At 63.5% G+C, this 11,521-nt stretch carries 10 protein-coding genes; 7 read left to right on the top strand and 3 right to left on the bottom strand.

The genetic code is table 11. The features are described from left to right. Nucleotides 1–512 (top strand): hypothetical protein (locus ABSG20_RS18960; protein ID WP_423866042.1); only part of this gene is annotated, 512 nt, incomplete at its 5' end. Nucleotides 513–602: 90 nt separating this feature from the next. On the opposite strand, the gene rpmB is transcribed toward ABSG20_RS18960, so the two are convergent. Continuing rightward, nucleotides 603–911 carry a 50S ribosomal protein L28 gene (gene rpmB, locus ABSG20_RS18955; protein ID WP_423866045.1) on the bottom strand — a complete coding sequence of 103 codons (309 nt, stop codon included), beginning with the start codon at nt 909–911 and terminating at the stop codon, nt 603–605. A gap of 284 nt (nt 912–1,195) precedes the next feature. Between rpmB and ABSG20_RS18950 the strand changes: the two genes are divergently transcribed. The 5 genes from ABSG20_RS18950 (at nt 1,196) to ABSG20_RS18930 (ending at nt 7,927) form a co-directional block, all read left to right on the top strand. Beyond that, a complete protein-coding gene (locus ABSG20_RS18950) occupies nt 1,196–2,104 on the top strand; it encodes a DUF3108 domain-containing protein (protein ID WP_423866041.1) in 909 nt (302 codons plus the stop codon). A 272-nt stretch (nt 2,105–2,376) separates the two neighbouring features. Continuing rightward, a complete protein-coding gene (locus ABSG20_RS18945; protein WP_423866040.1) occupies nt 2,377–6,000 on the top strand; it encodes a helicase-related protein in 3,624 nt (1,207 codons plus the stop codon). A gap of 12 nt (nt 6,001–6,012) precedes the next feature. Next, nucleotides 6,013–6,282 (top strand): RNA-binding S4 domain-containing protein, encoded by a 270-nt coding sequence (locus ABSG20_RS18940; RefSeq protein ID WP_423866039.1) that lies wholly within the window; start codon nt 6,013–6,015, stop codon nt 6,280–6,282. A 133-nt stretch (nt 6,283–6,415) separates the two neighbouring features. Further along, nucleotides 6,416–6,754: a ferredoxin FdxA gene (gene fdxA, locus ABSG20_RS18935; RefSeq protein ID WP_423866038.1), complete on the top strand. Its 339-nt coding sequence runs from the start codon at nt 6,416–6,418 to the stop codon at nt 6,752–6,754. Between the two features lie 207 nt (nt 6,755–6,961). Further along, complete coding sequence (locus ABSG20_RS18930; RefSeq protein WP_423866037.1) at nt 6,962–7,927, top strand: CarD family transcriptional regulator; 966 nt, start codon at nt 6,962–6,964, stop codon at nt 7,925–7,927. Between the two features lie 77 nt (nt 7,928–8,004). Here ABSG20_RS18930 and ABSG20_RS18925 read toward each other — a convergent pair whose 3' ends face one another. Then, nucleotides 8,005–9,492 (bottom strand): M48 family metalloprotease, encoded by a 1,488-nt coding sequence (locus ABSG20_RS18925; RefSeq protein ID WP_490338327.1) that lies wholly within the window; start codon nt 9,490–9,492, stop codon nt 8,005–8,007. Nucleotides 9,493–9,520: 28 nt separating this feature from the next. Beyond that, nucleotides 9,521–10,321: a thermonuclease family protein gene (locus ABSG20_RS18920; protein WP_423866036.1), complete on the bottom strand. Its 801-nt coding sequence runs from the start codon at nt 10,319–10,321 to the stop codon at nt 9,521–9,523. Nucleotides 10,322–10,517: 196 nt separating this feature from the next. Between ABSG20_RS18920 and ABSG20_RS18915 the strand changes: the two genes are divergently transcribed. Continuing rightward, nucleotides 10,518–11,521, top strand: a 1,004-nt coding sequence (locus tag ABSG20_RS18915) for an ABC transporter substrate-binding protein (protein WP_423866043.1), incomplete at its 3' end; no start/stop codon positions are given.

Raw genomic sequence — 11,521 nt, 5'->3', positions numbered from 1 at the left:
TTCGAACTGCCTATGGGAGATCCTTGGTCACGCGTGGCGACCTGTCCGGGGGAGTTGACCAACTGCGCCAGGGGTTTCTCCTGGACGAACGCAATAGGAACAGGCGCGGCCTCTCGATCGTCACCCCACTGCTTGTCAATGTCTTGGTCCGGCAAGGCCAAAATCAGCAGGCGAGCGAATTGTTGGACCGGGCATTAGCCATTGCACCAAACGAGAGGGCGATCCAAAGACTCAGAGAGGTCGAACAGGGCCCCGCGCCATCCGCGGCTCCTCGGTTGACTGGAAAAATCAAGCGACTGCTCGAATCGATGGGGCGACCTCGTTACGGCTTCATCGAAACCGACAGGGGTGAAACAGACGTCTACTTCTCCGAAAAACAGATCGGGATCGTCGTCTATTCCAGCCTATCTGTCGGCATGTCGGTAGAAGCAGACGTTGTCACTGGCGCCGATGGGCGACGTCAGGCCCTCGCGGTTCGCCCTGGCGTGGCTGCCCGAAAATTGCTTCGTTGATTCGTTGAAGTGAGTCCCCCAAAACAAAAATCCGGGTCTTTCGACCAGGCCATCAACACTCTCAGCACCGACCCGCTTGCCGCGAAACCCTCACCCCGCCTTCGCCACCGGCGCACTTGCCGCCTTCTTCTTCTCGATCTGCCGCTTCAGCTCCAGCGCCCGCGGCGACAACACCGCCGCCTTGGCCTTGAGCAGAAACGCATCCAAGCCGCCATTGTGGTCGACGCTCTTGATGGCGTTGGTGGAAACGCGCAGGCGCACATTGCGGCCGAGCGCATCCGACATGAAGGTGACGTTGCACAGGTTCGGCAGGAACCGGCGCTTGGTCTTGATGTTGGAGTGGCTCACCGTGTGGCCCACTTGCGGGCCCTTGGCCGTCAGTTCGCAGCGCCGCGACATCGTCACAAATCCTCTGGCATCCCCGGGCTCGAACACGCCTTGGGGTTCAAAAATCACGTCCATTTCAGGAACCGCGGAGCTATAGGGGCAGCCCGGCAGCGCGTCAAGGTTTTGCGCACCCGAATAGCCGGTTCCACGCACCTCCCCGCGACCTCTCGCGAACAATCATATTATCGGCGCATTCACCGCCGAAATCAGGGATCGTGGGCGTGCACCCTTTAGGGATGGCGCGTATTTGCTGGAAAAGCACGCCGACGCGTTGTCTGACGGATATTTTTGCTTAAATGACCCGAGATACGCGCGTAACACAGGATCGCCCTGCAGTGACCCCGCCCCGCATCGTTTCGCCCCGGCTGGCAAGAGCTGCGCTGCGGGCGCAGGCCGGACTGTGCGGCGGCGCGTTGCTGCTATTGGTCACGCTGCCGGCCGCGTCCGCCCAGGGCCGGCTGGATGCGCGCTATGAGGCGACACTGGCCGGCATTCCCGTCGGCAAGGGCGCCTGGACCATCGAAATAACGGACGATCAGTTTTCCGCCACTGCCTCCGGCGCCACCGCCGGACTGATGAAGGCATTTTCCGGCGGCAGCGGCACCGGCGCGTCCCAGGGCCGGGTCGTGGGCGGCGCGCTGGTGGCGACGAATTATTCCGCCTCCACCTCGACAGCGAAAAAGACCGAAGCCATTCACATTTCGCTGGCCAACGGCAACGTCAAGGAATACGGCATCGAGCCGGAACCGCCGGTCGATCCGAACCGGATCCCCGTGACCGAGGCGCATCGGCGCGGCGTCTACGATCCGATGACCGGATCGATGCTGCATGTCCCCGGCACGGCAGATCCGCTCAGCCCCGAGGCCTGCCACACCGGCGCTGCGATCTTCGACGGCCGCATGCGCTACGATCTCAAGCTCGACTTCAAGCGCATGGAAACCGTTAAGGCCGAAAATGGCTATTATGGCCCTGTCGTGGTGTGCGCGATCTATTTCTCGCCGGTCGCGGGCTATATCCCCGACCGTCCCGTGATCAAATATCTCGCCGCCCAGCGCAACATCGAAATCGCGTTCGCGCCGGTCGCCGGCACGCGCATCCTGGTGCCGTTCCGGATGGTGATCCCGACCCCGCTTGGCAAAGCCATGCTGGAGGCCACCCAGTTCATCACCCAGGCGACCCCGCCGCGGGTCGCCAAAACACAATGAATCCTGTTGACTCCTGAGCTAAGGGTTCGGCACCTGCGGTTAACGACTGCGCGCCCACAGGCAGCCCTCGTCGACCTCTGCCGAACTTGATCTAGTGCTGCAATGGGGTGTCGACGCGAGATGTTGCGGTGAACGAAACCGGAGAGCATAGGAGTCAGCGATTCGGGCGCGATTCGTTCCGGACTCGTTCCAGAACTTAAGCCGCGACCGCGCTGGCGTCGCAATATGACACACGTCTCAAGCGCCCTTCGACGCAGAAACACCTGATAAACATGGCCTTCCCGTCATCACCGTCCACGATATCAAGCGGACGGGCTCCCGGCGCCGGGGTCACCGCAGTGCTCGGACCGACCAATACCGGCAAGACCCACCTTGCGATCGAGCGGATGCTGGCCCATTCCTCCGGGCTGATCGGGTTGCCGTTGCGGCTGTTGGCGCGCGAGGTCTACAACAAGATCGTCGATCGCGTCGGGCCGGACGCGGTTGCGCTGATTACCGGCGAGGAAAAGATAAAGCCGCCGAAGGCGCGGTTCTGGGTCTCCACCGTGGAGGCGATGCCGCGCGATCTCGACGTGTCCTTCCTGGCGGTCGACGAAATCCAGATCGCGGCCGATCTGGAACGCGGGCATGTTTTTACCGACCGTATCCTGCATCGCCGCGGCCGCGACGAAACCCTGCTGCTCGGCGCCGCCACCATGCGCCCGATCATCGAGCGGCTATTGCCAGGCGCCAGCATCGTCACCCGGCCGCGGCTGTCGCAGCTGGAATTCGCCGGCGACCGCAAGATCACCCGGCAGCCCCGGCGCACCGCGATCGTGGCGTTTTCGGCCGACGAGGTTTATGCCATCGCCGAACTGATCCGGCGCCAGCATGGCGGCGCCGCGGTGGTGCTGGGCTCGCTGTCGCCGCGCACCCGCAACGCGCAAGTGGCGATGTTCCAGTCCGGCGACGTCGACTATCTGGTGGCGACGGATGCGGTCGGCATGGGGCTCAATCTCGACGTCGATCACGTCGCCTTCGCCTCCGACCGCAAATATGACGGCTATCAGTTCCGCAGGCTGAACCCGTCCGAATTCGCCCAGATCGCCGGCCGGGCCGGCCGCGCCACCCGCGACGGCACCTTCGGCACCACGGGCCGCTGCGCGCCGTTCGAGCCGGAACTGGTCAACGCGTTGCAGAATCACACCTTCGACAGTGTGAAAGTTCTGCAATGGCGCAATACGACGCTGGATTTTTCTTCGCTGGGCGCCCTGCAGGTGTCGCTGGCGCTGTCGCCCTCGCACGACGCGCTGACCCGTGCGCCGATTGCCGAGGATCTGCGCGTGCTCGACCATGCCGCCCGCGATGCCGATGTGCGTTCCTTGGCCCATGGCGCCGAGGCGGTGGAACGGCTGTGGGATGCCTGCCAGATTCCGGATTACCGCAATATCGCGCCGGCGGCGCACGCCGAACTGGTAACGACCTTGTTCGGTTTTCTGATGCAGAAGGGGCGAATTCCGGACCCATGGTTCGCCGCCCAGGTCGATCAGGCCGATCGCATCGATGGCGATATCGACACGCTTTCGGGCCGGATCGCGCAAATCCGGACCTGGACCTTCGTGGCCAACCGCCCGGACTGGCTGGCCGACCCCGAACATTGGCAGGGGATCACCCGCGAGGTGGAAAATAAATTGTCCGATGCGCTGCATCTTCGCCTCACGGAACGTTTCGTCGATCGCCGGACCAGTGTATTGATGCGCCGCCTGCGGGAAAACACGATGTTGAATACGGAAATCGGCAAGACCGGCGAAGTGATCGTAGAAGGCCATGTGATCGGCCGGCTCGACGGATTCACTTTCGCGCCCGACGCCGCCGAGGCCGGCTCCGACGCCAAGGCCTTGCAGGCGACCGCGCAAAAGGCGCTGGCCGGCGAAATCGACGCGCGTGCCGAGAAATTGTCGGCGGCGCGCGACGATCAGTTTGTGCTGACATCGGATGGCACCATCCGCTGGACCGGCGACGCAGTGGCGCGGCTGATGGCCGCCGACGATGCGCTGCATCCGCGCATCCGCATCATTTCCGACGAGCGGCTGAACGGCGCGCCGCGCGAGGCCGTGCAGACGCGGCTCGATCTGTGGCTGAAGACGCATATCGAGAAGCTGTTGGGACCTCTGTTCGATCTCGCCAAGGCCGAAGACGTCACCGGGATCGCGCGCGGCATCGCTTTCCAGCTGATCGAAGCGCTTGGCGTGCTGGAGCGTTCCAGGATCGCCACCGAGATGAAGGATCTGGATCAGCCCTCGCGCGCCTCGTTGCGCAAATACGGCGTACGCTTCGGCGCCTACCACATTTATTTGCCGGCGCTGCTGAAGCCGGCAGGCCGCGCGCTGGCGTTGCTATTGTGGGCGCTGAAAAAGGACAATGTCGATATGTCGGCGCTGTCGGGGGCCCAGCACCTGGCGGCCAGCGGCCGCACCTCGTTCCCGGTCGACAAGGCGCTCGATCGCGACGCCTATCGCGTGCTCGGCTACCGCCAGTGCGGCGAGCGCGCGGTGCGGGTCGATATTCTGGAGCGCCTCGCCGATCTCATTCGTCCGGCGCTGTCGTGGCGCGAGACCTCGCCGGGCGAAAAGCCCGCTGGCGCGTTCGACGGCCGCAGCTTTGTCGTGACCCAGGCCATGACGTCCCTGACGGGGTCGGCCGGCGAAGATTTTGCCTCGATCCTGCGCGCGCTCGGCTATCGCAGCGAGCGCCGCCCGGCGCCGCCGCCGAAACCGGCGCCTGCGGTGGTCGAAGCGGCGGCCGCGGAAGCAACCGCGGCAGAGGCTGATCCGGCCGCTTTGCCGGAGCAAACCTCCGAAACGGCTTTGGAAGCCGCGGCGGAACACGGCGATGCGATAGCGGCTGCACCTGAGGCGACCCCGACAAGCGCTGACACCGCCAACGACGTTGCAGCCGCCGGCGACGAGGGATCGGCAGCTGTCGAGCCGGCCGCGGTCAACGAAAGTCCCGTCGTTCAAATCTTGGAAGTCATTGAAGTCTCGGAAGCCTCGGAAGCCTCGGAAGCCTCGGAAGCCTCGGAAGTCTCGGAAGTCTCGGAAGTCTCGGAAGCCTCGGAAGCCTCTGAAGTCTTGGAAGTCTTGGAAGTCTTGGAAGCCTTGGAAGTCTTGCCGGATTCGACCGCTTCAATCCCGGTCGCAATATCGGACGTGGTGCAGCCCGAGGCCGCCGCCCGGACAGTGACGGAAGCAGCGATTGATGCTGCCGCTGTCGAGCCCGGCACGGCTCCCGCTGAAGCGCCAGCGGAGGCGGCGGCAGCAGCGCCGGAACTGGTGGAGGTCTGGCGGCCCGGCGGTCGCTCGGAAGAGCGCCGTCCGCATCATGATCGCAACCGTCATCGTCGTCAGGACCGTCCCCAGCAAGCGGCTGCGCCCGCCGCCGCCCCAGGCGAGGCCGGCGACGCCGCCAAGGGCCAGCGGCAACGGCGCGGGCGGCGTGACCGCAACCGCGATTTCCAAAAACCGCACTCCGATGCGCCGGTTGAAGCCACGGCGCCAGCGGTCGATAGCGCGCCGGCGCACGAACCGCGCCCGGACAGGACGGAGCAGCCGCGCGAGGACAGGGTGCAGCAGCCGCGTCAGGACAGGGTGCAACAGCCGCGCGAGCGCTTTCAGGGCCGGGACAAGGACAAAAGCGGAGAAGCCGCTGGGAACAAGGGCAAATTCGGCGGAGGTCGCGACAAGGGCGGCCGTGACAAAGGCGGCCGCGACAAGCGTCCCGACAGCGGCCCCTCGCATCGGCAGTTCGCCACCAGCGCCGCCCCGCGCGAACGCGATCGTCCGATCGACCCCAATTCGCCGTTTGCCAAGCTCGCAGCGCTCCGGGAGCAACTCACCGCCAACCGCAAGGATCGCTGAAAGTGGTGTGGCTTGGAGCGCCAGCGTCTCGATAAATGGCTGTGGCACGCGCGGGTGGTGAAGGCCCGCACCAGCGCTGCCGCGTTGGTCGAGGCCGGGCATGTCCGCATCAACGGCGTACGCGAACGGGCACCTGGCCATGCCGTGAAGGCTGGCGACGTGCTGACGATCGGACTCGATCGCAGCGTGCGCATTCTCAGGGTGGTCGGATTTAGCGAGCGGCGGGGCGATGCGTCGGCGGCGCGCGTGCTGTATGACGATTTGGAGGAACAGCGGGAATGACTATTTCGGGCTGAGCTAAAAGCTGCCATCAATGTCGGGCGAAAACGCTCTCCCCCGCGCGCGCTGCTTCCCTTGCGGCCGTGGAGTTCCTGCGCTACGCAACCTGGTAAAATCGACCCGTTCGGAGCCCTGGATGACTTACGTCGTCACTGAAGCGTGTATCAAGTGCAAATATACCGATTGCGTGGAGGTCTGCCCGGTAGACTGCTTCTACGAGGGTGAAAATATGCTGGTCATTCATCCCGACGAATGCATCGACTGCGGTGTATGCGAGCCTGAATGCCCCGCCGACGCCATCAAGCCGGATACCGAGCCCGGTCTGGAGAAATGGCTTGAAGTGAATACCGAATATGCCAAGAATTGGCCGAATATTACCCAAAAGAAGGAATTTCCGCCTGATGCCAAGGATTACGAAGGTATGGAGGGAAAGTTTGAGAAATATTTTTCTCCCGCGCCGGGCACCGGAGACTGATTGAACAAGCATCGATTTAACCCTAATGCCGACGATATGGCCAAAACCGCCACATCAGGCCGCGGATGGGCCTTAAATCATTGATTTTTGCGGAAAATGTGATATATTGAGCACATCAACGAGCTGAACCCGTCAGCCGCGGTTATGGCCCCTATGGGTTCCCATGAAAATCATCTAACAGGGGCGTGGTAGTTCCGCGCGCAGGCTGTGTCACATAAATCGCGTAAGGGTAAAAAAAGTACTAACAAATCTTCCAAAAAAGCAGCTGCGGCCGGCCGCAGCGCAACCAAAAGCTCTGCCCGGACTTCTCCCAAGGAGACCCGGGCTGCCGTCAGGGCCCAGGCTACAAAGTCCTCAAAGAACAAAAGAAGCCCAATGCCAGACAAGACTGCAAAAACTGCCGCGAAAGCGACCGTTTCGAAGGCAACTGCTTCGAAGGCCGCCCCCCACACGATCGCGAAAACCGTCGTCAAGCCGATCGCGACCAAGCCTATCGCCGCCACCGGCAAGCCCCTTGCCAAGCCTGCGGCTGCTGCGCCGCGTATCGAGGAGCCGAAGAAGGTATTGACCCAGCGTCAAGGATTCAAGACCAACGAATTCGTGGTTTATCCCGCGCACGGCGTTGGCCAGATTATGGCGATCGAAGAGCAGGAGATCGCCGGTGCGAAGCTTGAGCTGTTCGTGATCAGTTTCATGAAGGACAAGATGACGCTGCGGGTGCCGACCGCGAAGGTCGCCAATGTCGGCATGCGCAAGCTGTCGGAGCCCGCTTTGGTCAAGCGCGCGCTGGAAACCCTGAAGGGTCGCGCCCGCGTCAAGCGCACGATGTGGTCGCGGCGGGCCCAGGAATATGAGGCCAAGATCAATTCCGGAGATATCGTCGCCATCGCCGAAGTGGTGCGCGATCTCTATCGTTCGGAATCGCAGCCGGAGCAGTCCTACAGCGAACGACAGCTCTATGAAGCCGCGCTCGACCGCCTGTCGCGGGAAATCGCGGTCGTGCAGCATGTGACCGAAACCGAGGCGGTCAAGGAAATCGAAGGCCAGCTCGCCAAGAGCCCGCGCCGCGGCGCCAAGGCCGAAGCGGAAGTCGGGGTCGACGGTGAAGCCGATGCCGAGGGCGATGCCGGCGCAGACACCGACGATGCCGCGGTGGCCGACGAAGCAGCGTAACGCGCCGCGCGGAAGTCAAAATCAAAAGCCCGGCCGAAAGGCCGGGCTTTTTGTTTGCCTGCATCGCCGTTTTCCGTTCAATCCACCACGATCTTGACGAGGTCGCGCACCTTGACCTGGGCGCGGGGGTCGAGCCCGTTCAGGATACGAAAGCGCTCCATCGGGCGGTCGACGCCGGCCATGCGGTGCGACAGCGATTCCACGGTATCGCCGGGTTGCACGGTGATGACCTTGATCCGCAGCGGTCGCGCGTCCTGAATTTCCTCGAGCGTCAGGCGGCGGAACGAATTGACGGTTTCGCGCGCGTTGCGCTCGCTCTCGGTGCTCCGCTGCCGCGCGGCGAAAATAAAGCGGTAGACATCGCTGCCGAACCGCAGCACGTAGACCCTGAATTGCCACTGATCGCCGCTGGCATTGGCGGAAGCCGCCGGGAAGCCGTTGATCAGCAGGTCTTCCGTCGAGGCCTTGTCGACATTTTCCATCCAGCCGGAATTGAGATAGTCGCCGAGCGACTGTTCCGCCGGAACCCGCACGACGTCGAAGCGCATGGCTTGGGTGCCGCCCTCGCGCACGCCGATAACGGCCTGGGCGGTATTGTCCAGCGTGAAGTTTTCCGGCGCGGCAAAGGTGAAGCCGAGCTTGGGATGCAGGAAACGCTGGCCGCGAACGAACCCCTCGCTCGGATCCTCGCCATAGACGATGTTGTCGATGGCGTTGAGATAGCTTTCGCGATCGCGTTCGCCGCTGTCCGGGGACGAATACTGCCGGGCTATGGATTGTGCGTTCTGCACCCGCTCCGGCGTTGCCGGATGCGACGACAGAAAATCCTGCGCGCGCGGATCGAGCGTCGTCTTGCCAGCCTTCAATTCGGCATTGCGCTCCATCGAGGTCAGGAAACGCGCCGCGCCGTAGGGATCGAAATGGGCGCGCGCCGAAATGCCGACGCCGATGCCGTCGGCCTCGAACTCCTGGGCGCGCGAAAAGCTTGCCAATGTCAGCTTGGTCTTGGCGAGCGCCAGCGCGGTGAGATCCGGATCGTTGCTCATGTCGGAGACGACGCGGGTGACGACCGCGGCCTGGCGCGCCTGATCCTCGCGGATCGCCGCGTGCTTGGCCAGCACATGCGCCATCTCGTGGCTCAGCACCGAAGACAATTCCGAGGTATCGCTCGCCAGCGCGATCAGGCCGCGCGTCACGTAAAGCTGGCCGGTGGGCAGCGCGAACGCGTTCACCGCGCCCGAATTGAGAATTGTGACCTTGTAGGCCTGATCGGGACGATCGGACGCCGCCACCAGCCGATCGACCATTTTGCCGATCAGCGCCTCCAGTCGGGGATCATCATAGGCGCCGCCATAGGAGGCCAGAATGCGCTCATGTTCGCGCTCGGCGGCCGGGGTTTGCGCGACGGTGCGACTGGGTTTCGCAGGACTTGCGACCACAGACGCGGTCTGAAGCCGGTTCACGTCGGCGCACGCGGAAAGGCCGATGGCGGCGCACAGCAAGGCGATCGCAGCCCGAAGGCGGCGGCCCGTCCTTATCTCGCGTCGTGCCAAACATTCCCCCACAGCAGCTACTCGCAACCGGTCCAGCGAGCTAATTCCCGCCTACTAATTCAATCTGCCCCACCCGGAGCACTTCGATCCGCGGGCCGCCATGGGCCTCGACCCAGCCGCGGACGCGAATCTGTCTGTTCTCGAGGGATTTAACGCCAACCCCGGCAGTATCGAAAGCCGAAAGCACCCGCCTCGAAATAGTCGCTGCGAAGCCTCGTGTCCAGTTCCGTCCGAAATTCAGGTAGGTCGTCGCCCCGGCCTGCCGGACCGACAATACCTTGCCCTCGACCAGCGTAAACTGCCCGATCCCAGCCAAGATATCGCCGGGACTTTCCGCGTTTTTTATGGCCGCAGGATCGGCCCAGATACCGAGTTTTGACCGCCGCGCTGCAGCTTCCGCGGCAGTCAGAGCCAATGCACAATCCTTGTCAGCCACGGTGCCGGACACCAGCGCCTCACCCTGCGCCAGCAGCAGAGCCTGCACCGAATCCTCAGAGGTTGCCAGGAACGCGAAGGCAGACTGCCGGCCATAGCGGTCGGGCGTGTCGTCTTCGCCCGACAGCGTCACGCTGCGCCCTTCGATCAGCGCCGACAGCGCCGATCGGCGATCAGCCTTTTCGGCGGCCACCGGCTCGATTCCGGCGAGGCGAACTTCGCGGCCATCATCGAGGCGAAAGCTGCGCGCATCGATCACCGCGGCGACGCGGCCTTCTCCCTGCGGCTCGAAGGCGCATCCCGCCGCCAGGGCCGGGCTGGAGGCAGCAGCGACCAGCAGCAACCCAGCGAAACGGATCGCCGTGCGGCGAGCGCATCGAAATTTTATCGGGGCGGCCGAGAGCATGACGGCATGCTCGCACAAACCATTGATTCCGCTGAGCGGAAATAATGAGCACCGTCGCGGTGTTTTGCTGCGGCTTGCCGCTACCGACCCGTTACGGCATGATCGCATCAATTGAAATAACGGCCGCGATTTGATTGCGGTGACAGGGAGGCTTTGAATGAAACAAGCGAAAGGCGTTGTTTCCGGCGTTCTCGCCATGGTGCTGGCTGTTGTCGGCGCCACCGCGGCATCGGCGCAGGGCAAGCCTCCCTTAAAGCTCGGCGGCATCCTCGACATGTCCGGTCTCTACGCCGACATTACCGGACCCGGCAGCGAGACTGCCGCGAAGATGGCGGCGGAAGATTTCGGCGGCGAGGTGCTCGGCCGCAAGATCGAGATCATAGCCGCCGATCATCTCAACAAGGCCGATCTGGCCGCCAGCATCGCCCGCGACATGCTCGACAATCAGGGGGTCGAGATGATCTATGACGTGGCGGCATCTGCAACCGCGCTGGCCGCCGGCGAGATCGCCAAGGCGCGCAACAAGATCGTGATCTTCAACGGTCCCGGATCGATCCGGCTGAGCAACGAGGCCTGCGGCCCCACGACCGTGCATTATGTGTTTGACACCTTCGCCCAGGCCAATGTCACCGGCCTTGCTGCCGTCAAGCAGGGTCTCGACACCTGGTTTTTCCTCACCGCCGATTATGCCTTCGGGCAGGACCTGGAAAAGGACACCACCAGCGTCGTCGTCAAGAACGGCGGCAAAGTGCTCGGCAGCGTCAGGCATCCGCTCAACACCTCGGATTTCTCGTCCTACCTGCTGCAGGCGCAGAGCTCGAAAGCCAAGGTGATCGGGCTCGCCAATGCCGGCGGCGACACCATCAACGCGATCAAGCAGGCGGCGGAATTTGGCGTGATGAAGGGCGGCCAGAAGCTGTCGCCGCTGCTCGCCTTCGTCACCGATATCGACAGCGTCGGGCTCGAGACCGCGCAGGGATTATTGCTTTCCGAAGCCTTCTATTGGGACCTCAATGACGACACCCGCGCGTTCTCAAAGCGCTTCATGGAGCGCACGAAGCGGGAGCCGACCGCGGCGCAGGCCGGCGTCTACTCGTCGGTGACGCATTACCTGCAGGCCGTGAAGGCCGCCGGGACCACCGACTCGGCTTCCGTCATGAAGGTGATGAAGGACACCCCGATCAACGACATGTTCGCCAA

The organism is Bradyrhizobium sp. (assembly GCF_049512235.1).
Classification (GTDB): Bacteria; Pseudomonadota; Alphaproteobacteria; order Rhizobiales; family Xanthobacteraceae; genus Bradyrhizobium.
Note: the sequence above shows the minus strand (reverse complement) of the source record. Positions and strands in the feature narration are given on the sequence as shown.

Coding starts and splice junctions, on each gene's coding strand:
- ABSG20_RS18950 (WP_423866041.1), top strand. CDS start 1,196: ATGACCCGAGATACGCGCGTAACACAGGATCGCCCTGCAGTGACCCCG.
- fdxA (WP_423866038.1), top strand. CDS start 6,416: ATGACTTACGTCGTCACTGAAGCGTGTATCAAGTGCAAATATACCGAT.
- ABSG20_RS18945 (WP_423866040.1), top strand. CDS start 2,377: ATGGCCTTCCCGTCATCACCGTCCACGATATCAAGCGGACGGGCTCCC.
- rpmB (WP_423866045.1), bottom strand. CDS start 911: ATGTCGCGGCGCTGCGAACTGACGGCCAAGGGCCCGCAAGTGGGCCAC.
- ABSG20_RS18920 (WP_423866036.1), bottom strand. CDS start 10,321: ATGCTCTCGGCCGCCCCGATAAAATTTCGATGCGCTCGCCGCACGGCG.